The organism is Halomonas sp. M20, assembly GCF_020622265.1.
GTDB lineage: Bacteria > Pseudomonadota > Gammaproteobacteria > Pseudomonadales > Halomonadaceae > Modicisalibacter.
Map to the genome: position 1 here is coordinate 44053 of NZ_JACNMQ010000009.1, position 22597 is coordinate 66649.

The 22597-nt window shown below is 57.8% G+C and carries 21 protein-coding genes and 1 riboswitch; of the genes, 3 read left to right on the forward strand and 18 right to left on the reverse strand.

Annotated features, from left to right (window positions below):
- Positions 1-19: 19 nt before the first annotated feature.
- The 4 genes from H7850_RS17120 to H7850_RS17135 form a co-directional block, all read right to left on the reverse strand.
- Complete coding sequence (locus H7850_RS17120; protein ID WP_227370700.1) at positions 20-664, reverse strand: methyltransferase family protein; 645 nt, start codon at positions 662-664, stop codon at positions 20-22.
- 3 nt (positions 665-667) lie between these two features.
- Positions 668-1288, reverse strand: a complete 621-nt coding sequence (locus H7850_RS17125; protein ID WP_227370701.1) for a hypothetical protein — start codon at positions 1286-1288, stop codon at positions 668-670.
- Positions 1257-1592, reverse strand: coding sequence for a cation transporter (locus H7850_RS17130; RefSeq protein ID WP_227370702.1), 336 nt, complete (start codon positions 1590-1592; stop codon positions 1257-1259). The genes H7850_RS17125 and H7850_RS17130 overlap by 32 nt, the downstream gene beginning before the upstream one ends.
- A 294-nt stretch (positions 1593-1886) precedes the next feature.
- Positions 1887-2144: an SHOCT domain-containing protein gene (locus tag H7850_RS17135; RefSeq protein WP_227370703.1), complete on the reverse strand. Its 258-nt coding sequence runs from the start codon at positions 2142-2144 to the stop codon at positions 1887-1889.
- A gap of 430 nt (positions 2145-2574) precedes the next feature.
- Between H7850_RS17135 and H7850_RS17140 the strand changes: the two genes are divergently transcribed.
- On the forward strand, positions 2575-3000 hold the full coding sequence (locus H7850_RS17140) for a c-type cytochrome (RefSeq protein ID WP_227370704.1): 426 nt from the start codon (positions 2575-2577) through the stop codon (positions 2998-3000).
- A 288-nt stretch (positions 3001-3288) separates the two neighbouring features.
- Positions 3289-3702, forward strand: a complete 414-nt coding sequence (locus H7850_RS17145; protein WP_227370705.1) for a hypothetical protein — start codon at positions 3289-3291, stop codon at positions 3700-3702.
- Between the two features lie 92 nt (positions 3703-3794).
- Here H7850_RS17145 and H7850_RS17150 read toward each other — a convergent pair whose 3' ends face one another.
- The 13 genes from H7850_RS17150 to metK form a co-directional block, all read right to left on the reverse strand.
- Positions 3795-4598, reverse strand: coding sequence for a copper resistance protein B (locus H7850_RS17150; protein WP_227370706.1), 804 nt, complete (start codon positions 4596-4598; stop codon positions 3795-3797).
- Positions 4591-6387, reverse strand: coding sequence for a copper resistance system multicopper oxidase (locus H7850_RS17155; RefSeq protein WP_227370707.1), 1797 nt, complete (start codon positions 6385-6387; stop codon positions 4591-4593). Before H7850_RS17155 ends, H7850_RS17150 begins: the two co-directional genes overlap by 8 nt.
- A 168-nt stretch (positions 6388-6555) precedes the next feature.
- Entirely contained in the window at positions 6556-6912 is a 357-nt protein-coding gene (locus H7850_RS17160; protein ID WP_227370708.1) for a copper-binding protein, read from the reverse strand.
- A 44-nt stretch (positions 6913-6956) separates the two neighbouring features.
- Entirely contained in the window at positions 6957-8288 is a 1332-nt protein-coding gene (locus H7850_RS17165; RefSeq protein ID WP_227370709.1) for an ATP-binding protein, read from the reverse strand.
- Positions 8269-8934, reverse strand: coding sequence for a response regulator transcription factor (locus H7850_RS17170; RefSeq protein ID WP_227370710.1), 666 nt, complete (start codon positions 8932-8934; stop codon positions 8269-8271). Before H7850_RS17170 ends, H7850_RS17165 begins: the two co-directional genes overlap by 20 nt.
- A 22-nt stretch (positions 8935-8956) precedes the next feature.
- Positions 8957-9748: a c-type cytochrome gene (locus H7850_RS17175; protein ID WP_227370711.1), complete on the reverse strand. Its 792-nt coding sequence runs from the start codon at positions 9746-9748 to the stop codon at positions 8957-8959.
- A 36-nt stretch (positions 9749-9784) separates the two neighbouring features.
- Positions 9785-10552, reverse strand: coding sequence for a copper resistance protein B (locus tag H7850_RS17180; protein WP_227370712.1), 768 nt, complete (start codon positions 10550-10552; stop codon positions 9785-9787).
- A 13-nt stretch (positions 10553-10565) separates the two neighbouring features.
- On the reverse strand, positions 10566-12503 hold the full coding sequence (locus H7850_RS17185) for a copper resistance system multicopper oxidase (protein WP_227370713.1): 1938 nt from the start codon (positions 12501-12503) through the stop codon (positions 10566-10568).
- 71 nt (positions 12504-12574) lie between these two features.
- Positions 12575-14101, reverse strand: coding sequence for a phospholipase D family protein (locus tag H7850_RS17190; protein ID WP_227370714.1), 1527 nt, complete (start codon positions 14099-14101; stop codon positions 12575-12577).
- Positions 14102-14191: 90 nt separating this feature from the next.
- On the reverse strand, positions 14192-15433 hold the full coding sequence (locus H7850_RS17195) for a cation:proton antiporter (RefSeq protein WP_227370715.1): 1242 nt from the start codon (positions 15431-15433) through the stop codon (positions 14192-14194).
- Between the two features lie 112 nt (positions 15434-15545).
- Positions 15546-16955, reverse strand: a complete 1410-nt coding sequence (gene ahcY, locus H7850_RS17200; RefSeq protein ID WP_227370716.1) for an adenosylhomocysteinase — start codon at positions 16953-16955, stop codon at positions 15546-15548.
- A gap of 16 nt (positions 16956-16971) precedes the next feature.
- Positions 16972-17054, reverse strand: a riboswitch (S-adenosyl-L-homocysteine riboswitch).
- Between the two features lie 181 nt (positions 17055-17235).
- Positions 17236-17610 carry a hypothetical protein gene (locus H7850_RS17205; protein ID WP_227370717.1) on the reverse strand — a complete coding sequence of 125 codons (375 nt, stop codon included), beginning with the start codon at positions 17608-17610 and terminating at the stop codon, positions 17236-17238.
- A 179-nt stretch (positions 17611-17789) separates the two neighbouring features.
- Complete coding sequence (gene metK, locus H7850_RS17210; protein ID WP_227370718.1) at positions 17790-19010, reverse strand: methionine adenosyltransferase; 1221 nt, start codon at positions 19008-19010, stop codon at positions 17790-17792.
- 421 nt (positions 19011-19431) lie between these two features.
- Here metK and tkt point away from each other — a divergent pair, with 421 nt between their 5' ends.
- Entirely contained in the window at positions 19432-21438 is a 2007-nt protein-coding gene (gene tkt, locus H7850_RS17215; protein WP_227370719.1) for a transketolase, read from the forward strand.
- Between the two features lie 88 nt (positions 21439-21526).
- Here the strand turns inward: tkt and H7850_RS17220 are convergent, their stop codons facing one another.
- A complete protein-coding gene (locus H7850_RS17220; protein WP_227370720.1) occupies positions 21527-22579 on the reverse strand; it encodes a class I fructose-bisphosphate aldolase in 1053 nt (350 codons plus the stop codon).
- Positions 22580-22597: the final 18 nt, after the last annotated feature.

Below are 22597 nucleotides of genomic sequence, written 5' to 3' on the forward strand. Positions count from 1 at the left end.
TCGCTCATGAAACCTCGCTTTATCGCGAGGTATCCGCCAGTTCCCGCCACTGGTCCCAGCGAGGAATAAACATCGGCACCCGCCGCTGATAGATCCGGTAGACATCGCCGAACCGGGTCAGCATCTGCTTTTCCTCGCGGTGGGCTAGCCAGACATAGGCCAGTACGATCACTGGAAATAGGCCAACCGAGAAAAGCGTCGGCCAATGCACCACGCCTTCGCCGAACAAAGCGATGAACAAACCGGTGTATTGGGGGTGGCGCACGAGGGCATACAGTCCGTCAGTAACCAGGCGATCATCGGCTCGCGCCTTGTACACCTGGCGCCAGCCTTGAATAAAGATGCCGATACCGGTAAACGCCAATCCGTAACCGAGCAGCATGGAAATAAGCATGCCGGTTTCTCCCAGCCCTACCAACGTCGACCAGAGACTGGCGCTGACAAATTCGCTATCCAGGCCGAAAAAACGCACCAGTAAGTAGATGGTCAGTGGAAAGCCATACATCTCGGCGTAGAGTGCGATGATGAAGGCCTGAACCGCGCCGGCACCGGCCCATTCGCGCCAGGTCTTCGGGGCAAAATAGCGATAGAAAAACCAGGACACCAAGACGGTGACGATCAGCGCAAGCCCCCAGGCGCCGGTATGATTGATGGATTCGTTCATGGCTTAGGCTCGGTTATTTCGATTGAGGTGCTTGGTGTCATCAATGACGAGGTATTGTGCTGGCGCGGCCTCGAAGCGTTCGCGGCAGTCACGCGAACAGAAATAATAGACTTGACCGTCATGGACGCTTGGTGGAGCCCAACGCAGCTCCTCGGTGCCAGCCTGCTCCTTTGGCGCCCCCTCGCTATGCTTGGCCTTGCCGTGCCCCATCATGTGAGCGCCACAGCCAAAGCGCATCATCAAGAAGACGATTCCTGCCAAGAGCATGAAATAGAGCAGTTCGTTCATCACTTCTCTCCTTTGCATCAACCCCGCATGACGTTGCAAAAGCAAACCTGATTCAGGCTGGAACCGGAGGTCCAAGCGGAAAAGGGTAACGATGTATCTCTTGATCACTATCAATAACATCGTATGCAACCAGCCTGAATTAATACTGAATGGTGGTGCGATGTTCGTATGTGTAAAGGGTGAGGAAGGGTAGTGATGAATGGTAGAAAATAGAAAAACCTTGGCAATCCAAGCTTGAAAAATGAAGCTACAACGGTCTATGAAGAAAGCCATTCTCACTTTAAGAAACCGAACAGGATCGATGCTAATGGCAGCTCCAGGGGTCTTTGGCGGCATTATCCTTGATGTTCTGATCGACGAACCGGTAATGCTCCTCCTTGAAGCGATTCCACCAGCCATGGCTGATGTCAATCGAATGCCTTGTCAGGATCTCTTCGACACATTCGATGCAGATGCGCGAGGCATCGTAGGCTAGACGAAGCATTCGCTTCTTTTCATCGAAAGCCACGCTATCGAGACCGTAAAGTTGATCGACTTCCTGAAGCGCGAGCTCGAGCTTTCGTTGGCTGCAAGGCTCGAGCTTGAGTTTGCGAATCACCAGATTGGCTTCATTCACTCCAAGGCGATGCTCCTGTTTCATGGGTAACCTCCTAGCCTTCAGGCTCTGCCTAGAAAAAACTTGAGCGTTGTTCGGCTTTTCGCGCGATGCACTCGAGCCAACATTCCGCCTACTCCCTACTCGCCTTTAGGGAACCACTGCATAAATGCCTACTCAGACGAATCGCTGCGTTGCGCGGCACTGGTGCGCCAGCCCGGTCGAGACTCGTCTAACCCCATGTTATATCTCGTCTTCTTCGTTCCTGGCGCCTTGCGCTTCATTCCACTCGGCTATTTATTTAGCGATCCTTAGCGGTAAGACACCATGCTGCAACAATCAATGCGTCAGATCGCGCTTACGCTCTTCGTACTCCTGTTTGTCGATCTCGCCTCGTGCATAACGTTCTTGCAAAAGATCCAGTGCACTTGGCCGCTTATACACACCCGCACCGGAGTTGATGCCCCGCTCCGGACTCCGAAACAACCAGATGACAAAGGCGATAATTCCGCCCCAGAAGAGAACCATCATAATTCCACCAAAGAACATATGATCCCAACCGTACCCATCCATATGCGTCATCATGCTGTTCCACATAGCGCCCCCTTTCGGCTTGCCTGTTCGTGGTATCGAAAAGCTTCTTTACACCTAAAGGCTAAAACCTATGTGCTACCCAATGGACAAGACCCAAAAGAGATATAAATCTGCTTTTATTGATCCTGATCAACATCTAAAGAAAAGCAGTGATCGCCTGTTAAAATTCACACTGCCCAAAGACCGCACAAAGATAAATCATCAATATTTAAATCATTATTTTAAAAAATAATTCAGTGTAAATTATGAAGCTGAATCCTCCCTGAACAGAATTAAAATAAAACCCCTCAAACGAGTTCTTCACTCGTTTTTAGTCCCATAAATAAAAAGTGCTAATCATGCCCTTGTCAATTTATATACCTGGTGTTAATCATGGCACCCAACAGCGGGCGCGACCGGCTCATAATGTCTTTTAAGTATCCAGGAGAAGAACATGATGCGTGTGGTAAAGATTTTATTAGGCGTTTTTTTAGTCGCATTGATAAGCGGCTGTGGCGAAGAAAAAGTGGACGGGCGGTGGTATACCCAAGCCCAGGTTGAGCGAGGCAAAACCGTATTCACGGAAAACTGCGCAAGCTGTCATGGCCGAAGTGCCCAAGGGAGAACCTCGAATTGGCGAGAGCCTCAAGCTGATGGAGCCTATCCGCCCCCACCCCTCAACGGTTCCGCTCATGCTTGGCATCATTCCTTCGACATGCTGATGCGTACCATCAATAAGGGCGGTGCTGCCATTGGAGGGCAAATGCCGGGGTTCGAAGATCAACTCTCCGAGGACGATAAAGAGGCCTCCATCGCTTACTTCCAGAGCCAATGGGACCAGCAGATCTACGATGCGTGGCTAGACCGAGGCGGGCTCTAGCTTCTGGGCAGCCGACGTCCAGAACCAATGACAACGGGTGACGGTATTTGGGCTAGGGTTGATTACAGTCAAGACTCTATCTTGGCCTTTCAGGCTCCATTCAGTTTAATGGAATAAGTTAAGATGGCGTGGTTATACCAAGTCTCTTGGCCGACAAAAACATGCTTAATTTTACATGACGAGTACTGGGCCAGGATGTCTTTGATGTTCGGCGAACCTCATTGCCGAACGCTACCGGGGTGGGGGAAATACATCCACACACCCCAGCCCAATGTAAAGGAGAGTGTCATGAAAAAGCTCGTATTCACTGGTGTTATGGCAACCTTTCTTGCTCTTCCATTGGCTCATGCCGAACAAGGCGATCGTGCTGACTCGAAAATGGGTCAAGGCATGGGAATGATGAATCACGGCGACATGCAGCAGCGTATGCAGTCGATGCAAGGCACGATGCAGGAGTTCCGCAACACCCAGGATCCGCAGCAACGCCAGCAGCTGATGCAAGAGCACATGGAACAAATGGAGCAGATGCATCAGTCCATGGGCGGCATGATGAAAGGCGGCATGGGCCAGAAAATGCAGAACATGGACCCCGAGCAACGTCAAGAAATGATGCAGCAGCGCATGGACATGATGCAGGGGATGCAGCAGCAGATGATGGAGCACATGCAAGCTCGTCAGGCCATGCAAAACGATAGCAAATAACCACTAGCCCACTTGGATGGCGCCTCGGTGACAACACCGAGGCCCTCCATGTTTTTTAAATCCCCTCAAGCCCTTCTAGCGTGAACACCAGCTCAATACCAGACCCGCAACCCCGCCACGAAGGACGTCGTAGAGGTGGACTTGCCCATTTCCTCGGCGATGTCCTTGGTTTCACCATACATCTGATTCCAGCGCACGCCGATATAGGGCGCGAACTCCCGACGAATCTCGTAACGCAATCGCAGGCCCATTTCGGTGCTGGTGATGCCACTGCCCAGATCGTACTCGGGTTCATCTTGGGCCGAGGCCTTGATACCGATTCGCGGCATCAGCACCAAGCGCTGGGTCAGCAGCAGGTTGTACTCGAACTCGGCACTGGCACTGACGTCGCCGTCCTCGCTGAGATAGGCTTCCATGTCAGTTACGAACCAGTACGGTGCCAGCCCTTCGAGCCCCACCATCAGAAAGCCACGATCGGGGTTGGGGTTGGTGTCGTAGCGCACCCCACCCTGCAGATTGAAGTACGGCCATATCTTGTGGGCGTAGTTCGCCTCGAACTGACTGGCCTCGATGGCGCCGTCGCCCACCGGCCCCTCGCCCTCGGTTTCCCACCAGAACTTGTTGTAATCGTTGCCGATCCAGCCTTGGGCGTCCCATAGATAGGTTTGCCCTTCATCGCTGTCGCCGTATTCCAGGCGATCAATCATCGAGAATGCATAGATCTCGTCGTCCTTGGTCGGCTTGGCCCTCCAACCCCGCGGGGCACCGCTCGAGGGCTCAATGGGCCCTTCCGGCACGACGCTTTCCAGGCTCGCCTTGCCGTGGGAGTCGGCCTGGGCAATACCGCCGATTCCGGCACTCAGCAGCAACGTCGTCATCCATGATTTCTTAAGCATTGTCGGCTCCCGGCAAGTTGCTGACGCGCACCACGCGGAACATGCCGCGCTCCATGTGATAAAGGAAGTGGCAGTGGAAGGCCCAGCGCCCCGGCTCGACGGCGCTGATCAGCAAGGAGACCCGCGACCCGGAGCGAACGCTGATGGTGTGCTTCTTGGGCAAGTACTCGCCCTGGCCGTTCTCCAGCTCCATGAACATCCCATGCAGGTGGATGGGGTGCTCCATCATGGTGTCGTTGACTATGATCAGCCTCACCCGCTCGCCGTAAGGGAAGTCGATCACCTTGGAATCGGAGTACTCCACACCGTCGAAGGACCACATGTAGCTGCTCATGTTGCCGGTGAGGTGAACCTCTACGGTATGCGTCGGCTCGCGCTTGTCACTCATCGGCTCGATGTTGCGCAGCTGGCTGTAGGTCAATACCCGGTGCGGGACGTCTTCGAGCCCGGTACCGCGCTCGCCGAGACGATCGCGCTGCTTCTTGGCAATGGTGGCATTGCCCGCGCCGTGGTGATCCGGCCCGTGCTGGGCGACTACCGGGCCGGCGGCTTCTTTCAGGGCGACGCTGTCACCTTCCAGGCGCTGCCCCTTTTTCTTGCCCGGGCCCATGGTCATCATGCCGCGCCCCATGCCCATGTCCACCAGCGTGCGCTGAGGTTGCGCCCGCAGTTCGGGCACCGCCGCCGTCATGCCCATACGTGGGGCCAGGGTGCCGCGGGCATAGCCGCTGCGATCCATGGACTCGACCATCAATGTATAGGCTTTATCTTCCTGGGGTTCGACGATGACATCATAGGTCTCGGCGACGCCGATCTGGAATTCATCGGTTTCGACGGGTTCGACGGCTTGGCCATCGACGGCTACCACACTCATCGCCAGGCCCGGAATGCGGAAGTTGAAGTAGCTCATCGACGAGCCGTTGATGACCCGCAGACGGATGCGCTCGCCGGGAGCGAACAGCGCGGTCCAGTTGGCCTCCGGATGTAGGCCGTTCATCAGGTAGCTGTAGGTGTGACCGGTGACATCGGCGATGCCGCGCGGATTCATGCGCATGCCGCCCCAGGCTTCGCGGTCTTTCAGGGTCTTCGCCCAGCCGGAGCGCGCCACGTCCTCCACTAGGTCTTCCATGGTGCGCTTGCTGAAATTGTAGTAGCCGCTCATCTTCTTCAACTGAGCCAGTACCCGCGCGGGATCCTCGAAGGTCCAGTCGTTGAGCATGACCACGTAGTCGCGATCGGCCTTGATCGGGTCCGGCTCGGCAGGGTGGATGACCATCGGTCCGGTTTGGCCAATCTGCTCCTGGAACCCGGTATGGCTGTGATACCAGTAGGTACCATGCTGGCGTACTGGAAAACGCGCCTCGAAGCTATCTCCCGGCGCGATCCCGGGAAATGCCACGCCGGGCACGCCGTCCATCTGGAAAGGCAGCAGGATGCCATGCCAATGAATCGAGGTGGATTCGTCAAGCAGATGGTTGTGCACTCGCAGGCGAGCTTCATGCCCCTCCCATAGTTCGAGCAAGGGGCCGGGAATGGAGTGATTGACGGTGATGGCGGAGGGCGCATAGCCACCCGCGATACCGATGCCTTCCCTGCGAATATGAAAATCCTGGGTGACCGAACGCGGCTTGCCACCGGCTACCCGGGCGGCACCGGCAAGATGCCGTTCGGGTCCTGAGCCTGCCCGGGCATAGGCAGGAAGCAGCCCTTCCAGACCGGCCAATAGCCCCGTCGTGGCCAAGGCTTTCAGCAGGCGCCGGCGCTCTGCATCATGATGCGTGTCGGACATATCCCAACTCCTTCTCCCTGGACTTGTTCTGAATAGTTAATCAATTGCAAAACTTCTTCTTGTGATAAACGCTCTCTTTTGAGTGGCGTTTTATAACCTTTTCACGACCATGGTCGGGCGACCCATCAAACGCTGGATCGCCCTTTTTTATTGCTTGATGACGTCTCGTTACTGTTGAGAAATCTCGGTGATGGCGATGTCGCTGCCAGACTTCCTGACTTCGAAGCGAACCTCGTCGCCCAGGGAAAGCCCCTCCATCGAGGCACTTTCCGCCACGTTGAATGGCATGGTCATTCCCGGCCAGCCCAGGGCCTCGATCGGGCCGTGAGAGAGGGTAATCTGCTGCGCCGCAGTATCTATAGCCTTGACGGTACCCTCACCCTGCGCCGTTTGGGTCTCCGCGGATTGCTGCATTTTCGAGCCATGCTTCTGGCCGTCATGGTTCGTATCGGCGCTGGCAGGCAGTGCAATGAAAGCAACCGACAGTGCTGCGGTAGTCAACATGTTGCGAATAGCGTTAGTCATCTCGTTTTCCTTGTTTCAGTAGTGTCGTCGTACAACGGGTTCACCTATAGAGGCAGTGCGATACGCACACAAAGCCCCTCTTCCTTCGAAGCAGAAAACGTCACCTCACCGTGATACTGCGCAACGATCTGCTTCAGAATCGCCAGCCCCAGTCCATACCCGGGGGTACTTTCATCCAAACGTTTACCCCGCTCACCGAGTTGGGATAACGCCGCGGCTTGTACCCCAGGCCCATCATCCTCGATCTCGAAGACTAGGCCCTGGTCTTGAGCCTGCTCCTGAAATATGCGACATATCACATGTTCATGTGCCCATTTGCCCGCGTTGTCCAGCACGATACCCAGCATCTCGTTCAGATCCTGGCGTTCCACCGCGACGCTTTGTTTCGCGGGTAATCCCACCTCGAGCTCGAAGCGTTTGTCGGGATAGAGCGTTCGGATCATGTCGACCAAGGTACCCGCTTCCTGGGCGACCACCGCATGTTGGGCGCTACCCGGTCCGGCGAAGCGGGCCCGCCGTAACCCGGAGGTCAACTGTGTTTGCATTCCTTCCAGGCGTTCGAGCATACGTTGCCGGCGCCGGTCATCGATCGGTCGACGCCCTCGCAACACCTGGGTAACGGCCGCCAGCGGGGTTTGCAGCGTATGGGAGAGGTTGGCGACCGCCTCCCGGGAACGCTGCAGGCGACGCTGCAACTCATCCATGAAATGATTTAGTTGAATGAGCAATTCATCCAATTCAGAAGGGCAGTCAAGGTCAAGCCTCTCGCGCTGGCCCGCCTGAAACTCGGCGAGCTGATTCTGCAACCTTGCCAAGGGACGAAGACTGCGGTTGACCGCTACTAAGTTCATGAGAATCAGCAATACAAGAACGAGCCCAGCGATCCCCCCCACCCACCAGTGCAGGGCCCCCAGGCCATCCTCTACCTGAGCGAAGTCCTCCCCTACCAGCAACACGCCAGGCTTGCCATTCAATTCGAAGCTGTCTCGGTAGACGAGCAGCTGGCGCCCCTGCCATTGCACCTCGAAAAGCCGAGCATCCGCACCGTCCAGGTACGAATCCAGGGGCGCGAGCCAGTCTGGATGCGATGAGTAGGTCCGATCACCCACGCGCAATACATAAAGATGGTGAAAGACCTCTCTGGTAGGCGAGTCGGTTTCCAGCCATTGGCTTGGCGCCTCTTCCAGGCGCTCCAGCCTGTCGAGGGTGTAACGGGCCTCCTGACGCAACCGGTCACCCAGAAAATCCCAAGCCAGATCCCGCAGCAGGATGCCATGTAGAAACCAGGTGACCCCCACGATGACCAATGCCACCAACCCCAATCGGATCAGTAGATTGAAGCGTAGGCTGCGTCGATCAAAGGGAAGGAAAGACATAACCCTGCCCACGCCGAGTCTGGATATGGTTCTTGCCCAGTAGCCGGCGCAACCGACCTACATATACCTCGACCAGATTAGGCGCAGCGGCATCCTGTTCCAGGGTATAAAGCTGATCGAGCAAGCGGATCTTCGAGTGCACACGATCCGGATGGCGCATCAGGTAGCGTAACAGGCAGTACTCGGTCGCGGTCAGGGTATGCCAGGTGCCATCGGCATCACATACACGCTTGGTCGCCTCGTCCAGGGCGATGCCATTGACGCTCAGGGTGGTTTCCACCGCACTACTTCCGCGCCGTAGCAAGGCATGCAGTCGGGCCAATAGTTCGGCCTCATGATAGGGCTTGGTCAGATAATCATCCGCGCCACCGTGCAGACCCTCCACCTTGTCTTCCCAACTGTCTCGGGCGGTCAAGGCGATAATGGGCAGATGGCGGCCGCTGCGCCGCCAACGTTTCAACAGCTCCAGCCCCGAGCCATCCGGTAGTCCAAGGTCGAGTATCGCGAGGCTATAGTCCTCACTGTTCATCAAGGCCTCCGCCTCACGCATCAGACCGGCAACATCCACCCGATAGCCTTCGTCTTCCAATGCTTCCGACAGGCTATCGGCCAGCAGATCATCATCCTCGACAAGCAATAAGCGCATAAGCTATCTCACTGACACTGACTTAGTGGCTATGGCCGTCGTCGTAATGGCCATCTTCGCTCTTGGCATTATCCTTCCTGGCTTCTTCTTCGTCGTCTTCGGAAGCCATCGCCGCTGATGAAGGCTCATCCGCAGAAGCCTCCTCTTTCTTGGTAGCTGATGATCCCATCATGGCGCTCATATCGCCGTGCTCGTGATCGTGACCATCATCGGCCTGCCCGCCGGAGCCCTTGGAGGGCGAGGAGCCCATCATGCTACTCATATCGCCGTGCTCGTGATCGTGGCCGTCATCGGCTTGGCCACTTGAGGCCATCTTTTGTGGTTCGACCAACGCGGTGTACTGCTGCTCCGAGAGCTCGGGCAGCTTCTGCAGGAAGGCCACCATCTCCCAGAGTTCCTGGTCTTCATGGGTTTCGCCCCAGGCCGGCATGCCAGTCATCTTGATACCGTGCTTGACGATCCAGAACTGCTGCGCCGGGTTGCCGGTCTCCCCCGAGGGTAATGCCGGGGGCTTGGGATTGAGCCCGGCCCGCAGCACCGTCTCTTCGGCACCGGGTTTCATATGACAAGCTACACACAGCGCATCGTAGGAACGCGCTCCCTGAGCGACCATCTCTTGATCGTCGAGTTTGGGGACTTCAATTTCGTCCGCCCGTGCCTCGACGGAGTTACGCATCGTAGTATGAATCGCCCACTGGCTCAGTGCCGCATGGGGATCACTCGCGGCGACGTTATAAAAACCGCTGTAGATGAAGGCGATACCGCCGGCGATCAGCAACAACAGCGCTAGCACCACTCCGTAAAACAAACGCATATATTTCTCCTGTCAGGGGATTTGTACCATTTATTTTTAGAACCACATTCTCACGCCTGCAACGACACCGGTGCCTTCCGGCTCGTTACCCAGCTCCCGAGTGATATCGGCGGTGTCACCGTATTGCTTTTGCCAATAGCCGCCGATATAAGGGGCGAATTTACGGGAAATTTCGTAGCGAAGCCGCATGCCCACGCGCACCGAGTTGAGCCCTTTACCCACGCCGAATTCGGGCACTTCCTGGGCAGCGGCGGTAATTTCGGTACGTGGTTGCAGGTAAGTGCGCTGGGTCAGGCGCAGGTCGTATTCGGCCTCGAAATCCGCGGATACATCGCCTTCGTCACTAACGCGCAAGCCGGTGTCGACCTCGAAGCGATAGGGCATCTGACCGAACAGGCTCAGCACGGCAAAGCCGCGTTCGGGATGATCGTTCGAGGCAATGCCGCCTTGATAGCCGACGCCCCCCTGCAGTTCCCAGAAATCGGCGATCAAGTGGCTATAGAGCAGATCGAGAGACTCGAACTCGGCGTCCTCGCCATCGCCCTGCACGTTCGCGCCTTCACCCTTGATGTAGACACGCTGGATGTCGCCGCCGTACCAGCCCTGGAAATCCCAGACCACCGCCTCTTCATTCTCGTCGGTCCAGTCGTATTCCAGCCGATCGATCAGGAAGGTGCCAAAATAGTGCTCGGTCATCGGCGCTCCCCAACCGGGAGGGGCGTCATAGTCATCGGCATGGGCCGGCACTGTCAGCATTATCGCCAGCGCACTCGCACCGGCTAATTCTCTTGCAATAAACCGCATCGACTAAAACTCCTCAAGCGACCTTGACGACCCGGAACATACCCGCGTCCATGTGATAAAGCAGATGACAATGAAACGCCCAGCTTCCCGGGGCATCGGCACTGACCAAGGCGGATACGCGCTCGCCAGGCTTGACGTTCAGGGTATGCTTGCGCGGGATCAGCTCACCGGCGCCATTTTCCAGCTCCATCCACATGCCGTGCAGGTGGATAGGGTGCTCCATCATGGTGGTATTGAAGAAGATCAACCGCAGCCGCTCGCCATGCTCGAACAGGATGGGTCCATCGACCTCGCTGAACTTCTCGCCATCGAAGGACCACATGTAACGCTCCATGTTGCCGGTCAACTGCAACTCCAGCTCGCGGCCCGGCGAACGTTGGTCCGGCCATGGGGAGTAGGCTTTGAGATCACTGTAGGTCAGCACATGACGTTCCTGCGGATCGATACCGATTCCAGGCTGGTCATAACGTGAGCCTGGCTGTGCCGTACCGGCGGACAACAAGCCACCTGCCGGCGTGGCGCTCTGCATGTTCGAATGATCCATGCCCTGCATGTTCGAATGATCCATGCCCTGCATGCTCGAATGATCCATACCCTGCATGTTCGAATGATCTATGCCCTGCATGCTCGAATGGTCCATGCCCTGCATGTTCGAATGATCCATGCCCTGCATGTTCGAATGGTCCATGCCCTGCATGTTCGAATGGTCCATGCCCTGCATGTTCGAATGATCCATGCCCTGCATGTTCGAATGATCCATGCCTGACATATCGGAGTCATCCATATCTGTCATGGCAGAGTGATCCATACCGCCATGCCCGGCCATGGCTTCCATGCCCCGGTCCGCGATTCGACGCCGCTCCGGAATGGGAGCCACCATGCCAAGACGCGGCGCCAGGGTGCCCCGTGCATATCCGCTACGGTCCATGGCTTCTGCGAAGATCGTATAGGCGCGGTTCACGTCGGGCTCGACGAGCACGTCGTAGGTTTCCGCCACGGCAATACGAAACTCATCCACCGGCACCGGCTGCACCGGCTGCCCATCCGCAGCAACCACGGTCATCTTCAGCCCGGGAATACGCACATCGAAATAGCTCATCGCCGAACCATTGATCACCCTCAAGCGTAGCTTCTCACCCGGTTTGAACAGGCCCGTCCAGTTGTCCCGGGAAGCATGGCCGTTCAACAGATAGGTATAGGTACTACCGGTGACATCGGCGATATCCCGGGAACTCATGCGCATCTGTTCCCACATCGAGCGCTGCGCCAGGGTATCGCCGAGGCCGTTCTTCGCCACGTCATCGAAGAAGTCGGCGATGGTGCGCTCCTGGTAGTTGTAGTAGCCTTCCGCCACCTTCAGGTTGCGGAAAACCGTTTCCGGCTCTTCGAATGTCCAATCCGTGAGTAGCAGCACATGCTCACGATCATAGGAGAATGGTTCGGGCTGCGCGGCGTCGATGATCATCGGGCCCGCGTGACCGAGTTGCTCCTGCAATCCCGAGTGGCTGTGGTACCAGTAGGTGCCGTTCTGATTAACAGGAAAGCGCGCGGTGAAGTTCTGTCCCGGCGCGATGCCGGCAAAGCTGATTCCCGGCACGCCATCCATTTCCGGCGGCAAAATCAGGCCATGCCAATGTATCGAGGTATCCTCGTCGAGCAGGTTGACGACCTTGAGCGAAGCGTCATCCCCTTCACGCAAGCGAATCAATGGGCCAGGGCTGGTACCGTTCAGAGTGATAGGGCGGGCCTTGCGGCCGGCAATGGGGAGCGACTCGCGACGCACCGCAAGGGATATATCGCGGCCCTGCACGGCGCCGTGTGGATAGACGTTATTGATGCCGCTGGGATTGGCCCAGGCAGGGCGCAGCCCCAAGGCAGCGGTCGACAAGCCCAGCGCGGAGGCGATCTTGAGTAGCTGACGCCGTGATAGCGTCGATGTTGGCGATGCCATGAAACGTTTTCCTGACGAGTAAATGGTCGCCAGTATGCTGCAACAGACTGAAAATAAGCTGAATTCCGCCTCTACAGTAGATGTTCGATGCCAAGCAGGCCGAGCATCCAGGCCTTGAAACGACGCGTGAAGCTGCCCGGCTCCTCGGTCAGGGCCACCATCTGCCCATCCACTTGCGTATACCAGACCGGCCTTCCCTTATCGCGCAACCCAAGCGCGTAGCTGTGTCCCGGGTCCATGCCGCGACGTGCCTGGGCCCAGAGCTGACGCGTCAATTTCGGGCTATCGATCAGCAACCCCACCTCGCTGTTCCACCACACTGCGCGAGGGTCGGCGTTTAGCGAACCCACGAACAGGCGCCGTTCGTCGAAGGCCATGGCCTTGGTGTGCAGGCTCGATATCTTTCCGCTCGCGGGCAAGCCCTCCCCCCGCTCGGGGTTAGCGCGCAATTCGTATAACCGCGCGCCATTGCCCAGCAGTTCGGCGCGCCACGGCGTGTAAGCGCTGTGCAGGGAGGGCAAATCCGTGGCCTCCAGGGCGTTGGTCAGGATCGTCACCTCGATGCCGCGTCGCGAAAGCTGCGCCTGATAATCGATGCTGGCCTGAGTGGGAATGACATAGGGCGAGACGATCAGCAGGCGTCGTTCCAGCTGGTGGAAGGCATCACCCAACTGGCCCAACAGCGTCGTGCCAAGGGCGGGGTAGCCGACATTGGCAAGCTTGTCGGGCAAGTCCCACAGGGCGATGGCCGGTGCCCAGGTCAACGATCCCAGCAGGGCGTCCGGACCACCGACGAGACGATATCTCGCCAGCAATTCACCCTCTGGTGAAGGACGCGCTTCGGTGTGTGTCACGAGGTTGCGCCAGGCCCTGGCCGACGCCCGCTCGAAACGCCCGACCGGTACTGCCAATGGATGGTTCCAGTAGGCATCGAAACTTGCCGAGAGGACATTCACCGTGGGCCCTACTGCCACCACGTCGAGGTCGTCGAAATTGTCTTCGTCGGCGATGGCAAAATATTCGTCGGCCAGATTGCGCCCGCCGGTGATGGCCACGGCGTTGTCCGTCAGCCACAGCTTGTTATGCATGCGCTGATGGAGACGGTCAAAATCGGCCACCAGCGCCAGATGGTAGGTCAGCCAGAAGCTCCGCCCCACGGGGATCGGATTGAACAGCCGCACCTGGACGTTGGGGTGGCTGGCGAAGGCGGCCAGCAGTTCCTGCTTGCCGAGGCTGGCAGTATCGTCCAGCAGCAGGCGCACCCGCACGCCACGCTCTGCCGCCTTGAGCATGCGTTCGAGCAGCGCCCGCCCGGCGAGATCGTCCTCGAGAATGTAGCTCTGTACGTCGAGGGTCTTCTGCGCATGGTTGGCCAGCGATGCCCGCAGGGCGAAGGCCTCGCGGCCATCGCCGAGCAGACGCACGCCATTCGCCGCTTTTTGCCCCTGGCTCGCCTGATCGGCCCAGGCGCCCAGATAGGTCGTCTTCACAGCCGCTGAAGGCAGCGCCGTCGAGGGCAGCCGGTTCACGTCGACCGTGCCGCAACCAGACATCAGCATGCCGAGCAATAGCGGGAGGAGTTGCTTTGCCAGTTTCACGTAAACGCCAAATTACTAAAAGTAACTCAATTTAACACAACTTTTTAGTTTCGCGAATTCCGTGTCATCAGCGCCGAAGATCCATCCCCTTCAGGGCTGCTCCTTATCGAGTAACCGCTGCACCACATGGCCAATCGATAGCCCCTGAACCAATATCGAGAACAGCACGATCATATAGGTTATGGTGAGCAGTATGTCCCGTGCTTCACCGCTGGGTATCGCCAAAGCCAGGGCCACGGAAATACCCCCGCGCAACCCGCCCCAGGTCAGTATCCTGATGGAGCCTTTGCGAAAGCCCAGCTGTTTGCGCAGCAGCATGATCGGTACGCCTATCGTCGAGAAACGCACGATCAGCATGATGGCGATCAATGCCCCACCGACCCACAACAGTCCGGATTCGAAAGGAATCAGCAACACCTCGAGCCCGATGAGTACGAACAGCAGGGTGTTGAGTATCTCGTCGATCAGCTCCCAGAAGGCATCGAGCTGTTCGCGAGTAACATCCGACATGGCGCTCTTGCGCGCCTTGTTACCCACCAGCAAACCGGCCACCACCATGGCAATCGGTCCCGAGGCGTGTAGCGCCAGCGCCAGCGCATAGCCTCCCAGCACCACGGCCAGAGAGATAAGCACCTCGATGCGGTATTCATCGATACTGCGCATCAACCAATAGGCCAAGCCCCCGACCACAAGCCCCAAGGCAACACCGCCACCGGCCTCGATCAGAAACAGTTTGCCCGCATGAGTGAACGTCAGCGCCTCGCTGCCCGTGGCGGCCCCCAGCAGCAAGGTAAAGACCACCACCGCCACACCATCGTTGAATAGCGACTCACCGACGATGCGCAGCTCCAGATCCACCGGGGCGTTGGCCTGGCGCAGGATACCCAGCACCGCAATGGGATCGGTGGGGGAAATCAGCGCACCGAAGACTAGGCAGTACATGAATGGCACCGCAAAGCCGAACAGACCGAGTAGATAATAAGCGGCAGCGCCAATGGTGAGGGTCGAGATCACCACGCCGAAAGTGGCCAGGAAGCCGATCGACCAGCGGTAACGCTTGAGCCGATCCAGATCCACGTGCAAAGCGCCGGCAAAGAGCAAAAACGACAGCATGCCGTCCATCAGCAGCTTGTTGAAATCGATCCGTGACAGCAGGTTTTCGGCGTGGTCCTCCAGGGCGGTGTACCCTAGCCAGGACAAGCCATGCATCCCCGCCGAGAGCGCAAGGGCGATCGCCATGACCCCGATGGTGGTGGGCAAGCGAATGAACCGATGGTTGAGCCAGGCGAAAAGTGCCGTAAGCGAGACGATGATTGCGATGAGGTTCAGCATGCGCCTTCCTTTACCTTCGTTTTTCTAAACCGGCCATGCCAGTACGGGAATCAGAATACTATAAAAAACGCCGCCCGAAGGCGGCGTTACAACGTTGATTCAGCGTATCTTCTTAGTAACGGTATTCATCGGGCTTGAAGGGCCCATCCACCGCCATGCCGGTATACTTGGCCTGCTCATCGCTCAGCTTGGTAATCACACCACCGAAACCTTCGACCATATAGCGGGCGACCTCTTCATCGAGGTGCTTGGGCAGAACGGTAACCGAAAGACCCCCGGCTTTATCGTCACCGGTCAGATCGGCAAAACGCCGCTCGTACAGATGAATCTGCGCCAGCACCTGATTGGCGAAGGAACCGTCCATGATGCGTGACGGATGGCCTGTGGCGTTGCCCAGGTTCACGAGGCGACCTTCGGAAAGCAGAATCAGATAGTCGCTGCTCTCAGGATCAAAGTCGTCGGGCTTGCTGTCGCGATAGATCTTGTGCACCTGGGGCTTGACCTCTTCCCAGTGCCACTGCTTGCGCATGTAGCCGGTGTCGATTTCGCTGTCGAAGTGGCCTATATTGCACACCACCGCGCCCTTCTTGAGCGCCTTGAGCATGGGCGCATCGCAGGCATTGACGTTACCGGTGCAGGTCACCACCAGGTCGATCTTGCCCAACAGGGCGCTATCGACGTTATCACCGCCTTGATTGACGCCATCCTGGTAAGGCGACACCACCTCAAACCCGTCCATGCAGGCTTGCATGGCACAGATCGGATCGATCTCGGTGACCTTGACGATCATACCTTCCTGGCGCAAGGAGGCGGCGGAGCCCTTGCCCACGTCGCCATAGCCGACCACCAGGGCCTGCTTGCCGGAGAGCAGATGGTCGAGACCGCGCTTGATGGCGTCGTTCAGGCTGTGGCGGCAGCCGTATTTGTTGTCGTTCTTGGACTTGGTGACCGCATCGTTGACGTTGATCGCCGGCACCTTGAGCGTGCTGTCCCGAAGCATTTCCTGCAGGCGATGCACGCCGGTGGTGGTCTCTTCAGAGATACCATGAATGTTCTTCAGAAGCTCCGGGTACTTGTCATGTAGAAGTCCGGTCAGATCGCCACCATCGTCGAGCACCATGTTCGGGGTCCAGCCGTCGGGGCCTTCCACGGTCTGCTCGATGCACCACCAGAACTCCTCTTCGGTCTCGCCTTTCCAGGCAAATACCGGGATACCGGCGGCAGCAATGGCTGCGGCGGCCTGATCCTGGGTCGAGAAGATGTTGCAGGAGGACCAGCGCACGGACGCGCCCAGCTCGATCAGGGTCTCGATCAACACCGCCGTTTGGATGGTCATGTGAATACAGCCGGCAATGCGTGCACCTGCAAGGGGCTGCTGATCGCGGTACTTGGCACGGATCTTCATCAATGCCGGCATTTCGGTTTCGGCGATACGGATTTCGCGCCGCCCCCAATCCGCCAGGGAAATATCGGCAACCTTATAATCCTGAGTGGCAGCGTCGGGATTTGCCATTGCTGTCATCGTCTTACTCCATTCCGGGGAATGGGCGCCGTTGCATTTGCGACATCCTGTCCGAGCCTCGCGCACGAATTTTCATGCACTGCAGCGCCCCTCGAACAGCAGCAACGAGGCGCCAATGAGGCATTGGCGCCGGGCAAGTTCACTACACTATGCGTTCTTTTTCAACGTCGATCTGCCCAATCACCCACATAGGCAGCATCGAATAGAAGAAAGGCGACTATCGCTAGCCGCCTTCTTGAACATCGGCGTTTGTCAGGAAAGCTGAAGCGTGGTGAGCCGCTTAATTCGTGCTCTCTTCCGGCGTGTCTTCGGCGCTGGCCTTGGGCTGGCTTTGATTATCCTGATTGGCCGGCTGGGACTGGTCGTTCTGCGGTGTTTGCGTACCGCTAGCGCTACCGTTGGTATCGTCGCCTTGCATCTGGCCATTGGAGGATTCACTCGAACCACTGCCGGTCATTTCATCGGAACTGTCGCTGCTCATGTTGGCAGACGTCTCGGCATCATCAGCAGTTTCATTACCTTCCGAGACCGGCTCGGACTGATTGGTGGCAGATTCCGTCGTGGTTTCAGTGTCGGACTCGTCATCACCACATCCAGCGAGCAGTACGCCGGAAAGTATCAATGCGGCAAACAACGTAATCTTGCGGTTTTCCATGATTCACATCCTCATATCCATTTGAACGGATTCTTTCGCCAGTGACTATGAACCTAAATCAGCAAAGGCGTCCAGAACCACGCTGAAAAGTTCACTTTTATGCCTCTAAATGCACAGATTGTCGCCAATACTGTACATTTATTGTTGCTAAATAACGACATACAGCGCCCGTTAGGCTTTTAAAGCTCCGCAGCGGCGCGCAACGCTTCTGCCTTGTCGAGCTTCTCCCAAGGGAACGCAGTGAAGGTCTCGGTATGCTTCTCGCCGTGCACGTCCTTCCAGGTATAGCTGTGCTCAAAAGGCTCGCGGCCGAAGTGGCCATAAGCGGCGGTGAGCCGATACATGGGGTGCTGCAGATCGAGCATACGCGAAATGGCAAAGGGTCGTAGATCGAAATGCTCCCGCACCAGCTCGACGATCCTGTCGTCGCCGATGCGCGCAGTGCCGAAGGTGTTGATCGCCACGGAGGTAGGCTCGGCGACACCGATGGCATAGGAAACCTGGATCTCACACTTGTCGGCAAGCCCGGCGGCGACTAGGTTCTTGGCTACATAGCGTCCGGCATAGGCTGCGCTACGATCGACCTTGGACGGATCCTTGCCGGAAAACGCCCCTCCGCCGTGGCGTGCCATACCGCCGTAGGTATCGACGATGATCTTGCGCCCAGTCAGGCCACAGTCCCCCACGGGGCCACCAATGACGAACTTGCCAGTGGGGTTGATGTGGTACTGGGTCTGGTCGGTCAGCCACTCTGCCGGCAGTACCTGCTCGATGATCTCGCGCTTGACCATCTTGCGCAGATCTTCCTGGGCGATATCCGGATCGTGCTGGGTGGAGAGCACCACCGCTTCTACCGACTGCGGCTTGCCATTGTCGCCATAGCGAAAGCTCACCTGGCTCTTGGCGTCTGGGCGCAGCCAAGGCAGCATGCCATTCTTGCGCAGTTCTGCCTGGCGCTCGACCAGCCGGTGAGCGTAATGGATCGGCGCCGGCATGTAAGTGTCGGTCTCGTTGGTCGCATAGCCGAACATCAACCCCTGGTCACCGGCACCCTGATCTTCGGGCTTGCTGCGGTCGACGCCCTGAGCAATATCCACGCTCTGCTTGCCGATCAGATTGAGTACGCCGCAGGTCTCGCCATCGAAACCGACATCGGAAGAGTTGTAGCCAATCTCAAGGATTACCTCACGCACCAGCTCTTCGAGATCGACCCAAGCATTGGTGCTGATCTCGCCGGCAACGATTGCTACCCCGGTCTTGACCATGGTTTCACAGGCGACCCGCGCCTGCTTGTCCCGGGCAATGATGGCATCGAGTACCGCATCGGATATCTGATCGGCGATCTTGTCGGGATGCCCCTCGGATACGGATTCAGACGTAAACAGAGAATATTCGCTCATGGCCTATTCGACCCTCCTTGGCACCCCTTCATGGGTGCCGAAAAATGCAGTCAGACGATCGCGCAACGCCGGACGATAAAAATCCAGCCGCAAGCGCAGACGGTTTCAAACAGGGCCTTTCCATACAAGGTCCGCTCTTGCGAGACCCGGAGCCTGAAGGCAAAAAGTCTACACGCTCACCCGACGGCTGCCTAGCAGGCCGTTATCGGCTTTTCACAGGTTCTCCCAGGGTCGCTGTCATCTCTTTGCAGAGTGAAATCCGTGACCGGCATTTGATGGATATCCACAACTCGGCGACAATAATCCCCCGGTTTTCATGTCGGCTCTTGTCCGGCACCACCCCATCGAACGGATAGTAGTGGCCATTTCGCTGCGCTGTACTACTATCGCTGTTCATTTGCCCTAGGCGAGGAGCTTTACGATGCCGTCCCGTTTCGAGTTGGCGAATGCCATCCGTGCACTATCCATGGATGCCGTACAGAGGGCCAAGTCCGGTCATCCCGGCGCCCCCATGGGCATGGCCGATATTGCCGAAGTGCTGTGGAACGACTATTTGGCACATAACCCGGCTAATCCGCACTGGGCGGATCGTGACCGTTTCGTGCTGTCCAACGGTCATGGCTCCATGCTGCTCTATTCGCTGTTGCACCTGACCGGCTATGAACTGACCCTCGAAGACTTGCAGAACTTTCGTCAGCTGCACTCAAAGACCCCAGGGCATCCGGAGCTGGGTTACACCCCCGGCGTCGAAACCACCACCGGCCCGCTGGGCCAGGGGCTGGCCAATGCAGTGGGCATGGCCATTGCAGAACGTACGCTGGCCGCTCAGTTCAATCAGCCCGGGCACACCATCGTCGATCACTACACCTATGTGTTCCTAGGGGATGGCTGCCTGATGGAAGGCATCTCCCATGAGGTTTGCTCCCTGGCCGGCACTCAAGGTCTGGGCAAGCTGACCGCCTTCTACGATGATAACGGCATTTCCATCGACGGCGAGACCAAGGGCTGGTTCACCGACGATACCGCCAAGCGCTTCGAGGCCTATGGTTGGCACGTGGTGCCCAATGTGGATGGCCACAAGCCCGAAGAGATCAAGGCCGCCATCGAACTGACCCGCCAGCATGACGATCGCCCCAGTCTAATCATGTGCAAGACCATCATCGGGTTTGGCGCCCCCAACAAGCAGGGCACCGAAGCCACTCATGGCTCGCCTCTGGGTGAAGATGAGGTCGCCGCTGCCCGGGAGCAACTGGGCTGGTCTCATGCGCCGTTTCACGTGCCCGAGGAGATCTACAGAGGCTGGGACGCCAGCGCCCGGGGAGAGAAGACCGAAAGCGAGTGGAATGCGCACTTTGAACGCTACGCCGAAGCGCACCCTGAGCTTGCCAAGGAGTTCAAGCGGCGCCTAAAAGGTGAACTGCCCTCCACGTTGAACACAGAAAAGTTGATCGAGCAAACCCAAGCGAATGGCGAAAGCATTGCGAGCCGCAAGGCGTCGCTGGCCTGTCTGAACGAGCTCGGCCCACAGCTGCCGGAACTGTTCGGTGGCAGCGCGGATCTGGCCCCATCCAACCTGACCTTCTGGAAAGATTCCAAGGCCATCAGTCGCGACCAGCATGATGGCAACTACCTGCACTACGGCGTGCGGGAATTCGGTATGGGCGCGATCATGAACGGCATCGCCGCCCACGGCGGGTTCATTCCCTATGGCGCCACCTTCCTGACCTTCATGGAGTACATGCACAACGCCGTGCGTCTGGCGGCACTGATGAACCTGCAGACCATCTATGTGTTTACCCATGACTCCATCGGTCTGGGCGAGGACGGCCCGACCCATCAGCCCATCGAGCAGATGGGGGCGCTGCGCTCGACGCCCAACCTATCGACCTGGCGACCGGCGGATGCGGTAGAAACCGCCGTGGCCTGGCGCATCGCGCTCAAGCGGCAAGGCGCGCCGACGGCGCTGGTACTGTCCCGGCAAAACCTGCCTCACCAGCAGCGCGACAAGCATCAGCTGGCGGAGATTCGCCGCGGCGGCTATGTGCTCAAGGACAGCGACGAGCCTTTCGAGGTCATTCTGATCGCAACCGGGTCCGAAGTCGGCCTGGCCATGGAAGCCGCCAATGCGCTGGAGGCCAAGGGTAAGGCGGTGCGCGTCGTGTCGATGCCCTCCACGGATATCTTCGATGCCCAGCCCGCCAGCTACCGCGAATCCGTCCTGCCGTCCACCATGACCAAGCGCGTAGCCATCGAAGCCAGCCACTACGCTTACTGGTACAAGTACGTCGGGCTTCACGGCCGTATCATCGCCATGCACAGCTTCGGCGAATCCGCCCCGGCGGAAGCGCTGTTCAAACACTACGGCTTCACCGTGGACAACGTCGTCGCGCAGGTCGAGCAACTGCTGGAGGAAAGCGCCACGGCGTAACGACACGCCGCCACGCAAAAGGCCCGGTCGCAATGACCGGGCCTTTTTATTTATTAATCATCAGCCTCAGAAATTAGGCGAGCGACGATCAGGCAATGGTGACGTCTTTCGACAGATACACATCCTGAATCGCGTTGAGCAGCTCGACGCCTTCCTTCATCGGCTTCTGGAACGCCTTGCGCCCGGAGATCAGGCCCATGCCACCGGCACGCTTGTTGATTACCGCGGTACGCACCGCCTCACCCAGATCGGAATGTCCCTTGGAGCCGCCGCCGGAGTTGATCAATCCCGCACGTCCCATGAAGCAGTTGGCTACCTGATAGCGGGCCAGGTCGATGGGGTTGTCCGAAGTCAACTCATCGTAGACCTTGTCGTGGGTATGGCCGAAACCGACCGCCTTGTAACCACCGTTGTTCTCCGGCAGCTTCTGCTTGACGATATCCGCCTTGATGGTTGCCGCAAGGTGAACGGCCTGGCTCGTGAGATCCGATGAAACGTGGTAATCGGTGCCATCTTTCTTGAAGTCGGGGTTGCGCAGATAGGACCACAGCACCGTGACCATACCCAGTTCATGAGCACGTTCGAAGGCCTCGCTGACCTCCATGATCTGGCGGCGGCTTTCCGGCGAGCCGTAGTAGATGGTGGCTCCAACCGCAATGCAGCCCATGTTATGAGCCTGCTCGACCTGAGCGAACATCGTCTGATCGTAGATCGCCGGATAGGTCAAGGTCTCGTTGTGGTTGAGCTTGAGCATCATCGGGATCTTGTGGGCATAACGCCGCGCCACGGAGGAAAGCACACCCAGAGTCGAGGCGACGCAGTTACAGCCGCCTTCGATGGCCAGCTCGACGATATTCTTGGGATCGAAATACTGCGGATTAGGGGCGAAAGAGGCACCGGCAGAGTGTTCGATCCCCTGATCCACCGGCAGCATACCCAGATAACCGGTGCCTGCCAGGCGACCGTGATTGAACAACGCCTGCATGTTGCGCAGCACGAGAGGGTTGCGATCACTGTCCATCATCACCCGATCGACGAAGTCGGGGCCGGGCAGGTATAGATCGTCCTTCTTGAAGCCTTTGCAGGTATGGCTGAGCAGGCTGTCTGCTTCATCGCCCAGCAGTTTGGTAATATCGGTCATCGTGACTAGTTCCTCTTT

What these genes read in the sequence shown, in the direction of transcription:
- H7850_RS17150 (WP_227370706.1), bottom strand. Translation starts at nt 4,598, where the DNA reads ATGCTTAAGAAATCATGGATGACGACGTTGCTGCTGAGTGCCGGAATC.
- H7850_RS17145 (WP_227370705.1), top strand. Translation starts at nt 3,289, where the DNA reads ATGAAAAAGCTCGTATTCACTGGTGTTATGGCAACCTTTCTTGCTCTT.
- H7850_RS17220 (WP_227370720.1), bottom strand. Translation starts at nt 22,579, where the DNA reads ATGACCGATATTACCAAACTGCTGGGCGATGAAGCAGACAGCCTGCTC.
- H7850_RS17170 (WP_227370710.1), bottom strand. Translation starts at nt 8,934, where the DNA reads ATGCGCTTATTGCTTGTCGAGGATGATGATCTGCTGGCCGATAGCCTG.
- tkt (WP_227370719.1), top strand. Translation starts at nt 19,432, where the DNA reads ATGCCGTCCCGTTTCGAGTTGGCGAATGCCATCCGTGCACTATCCATG.
- H7850_RS17120 (WP_227370700.1), bottom strand. Translation starts at nt 664, where the DNA reads ATGAACGAATCCATCAATCATACCGGCGCCTGGGGGCTTGCGCTGATC.
- ahcY (WP_227370716.1), bottom strand. Translation starts at nt 16,955, where the DNA reads ATGACAGCAATGGCAAATCCCGACGCTGCCACTCAGGATTATAAGGTT.
- H7850_RS17155 (WP_227370707.1), bottom strand. Translation starts at nt 6,387, where the DNA reads ATGTCCGACACGCATCATGATGCAGAGCGCCGGCGCCTGCTGAAAGCC.
- H7850_RS17160 (WP_227370708.1), bottom strand. Translation starts at nt 6,912, where the DNA reads ATGACTAACGCTATTCGCAACATGTTGACTACCGCAGCACTGTCGGTT.
- H7850_RS17205 (WP_227370717.1), bottom strand. Translation starts at nt 17,610, where the DNA reads ATGGAAAACCGCAAGATTACGTTGTTTGCCGCATTGATACTTTCCGGC.
- H7850_RS17185 (WP_227370713.1), bottom strand. Translation starts at nt 12,503, where the DNA reads ATGGCATCGCCAACATCGACGCTATCACGGCGTCAGCTACTCAAGATC.
- H7850_RS17175 (WP_227370711.1), bottom strand. Translation starts at nt 9,748, where the DNA reads ATGCGTTTGTTTTACGGAGTGGTGCTAGCGCTGTTGTTGCTGATCGCC.
- H7850_RS17180 (WP_227370712.1), bottom strand. Translation starts at nt 10,552, where the DNA reads ATGCGGTTTATTGCAAGAGAATTAGCCGGTGCGAGTGCGCTGGCGATA.
- H7850_RS17140 (WP_227370704.1), top strand. Translation starts at nt 2,575, where the DNA reads ATGATGCGTGTGGTAAAGATTTTATTAGGCGTTTTTTTAGTCGCATTG.
- H7850_RS17130 (WP_227370702.1), bottom strand. Translation starts at nt 1,592, where the DNA reads ATGAAACAGGAGCATCGCCTTGGAGTGAATGAAGCCAATCTGGTGATT.
- H7850_RS17195 (WP_227370715.1), bottom strand. Translation starts at nt 15,433, where the DNA reads ATGCTGAACCTCATCGCAATCATCGTCTCGCTTACGGCACTTTTCGCC.
- H7850_RS17135 (WP_227370703.1), bottom strand. Translation starts at nt 2,144, where the DNA reads ATGTGGAACAGCATGATGACGCATATGGATGGGTACGGTTGGGATCAT.
- H7850_RS17165 (WP_227370709.1), bottom strand. Translation starts at nt 8,288, where the DNA reads ATGTCTTTCCTTCCCTTTGATCGACGCAGCCTACGCTTCAATCTACTG.
- H7850_RS17125 (WP_227370701.1), bottom strand. Translation starts at nt 1,288, where the DNA reads ATGCCGCCAAAGACCCCTGGAGCTGCCATTAGCATCGATCCTGTTCGG.
- metK (WP_227370718.1), bottom strand. Translation starts at nt 19,010, where the DNA reads ATGAGCGAATATTCTCTGTTTACGTCTGAATCCGTATCCGAGGGGCAT.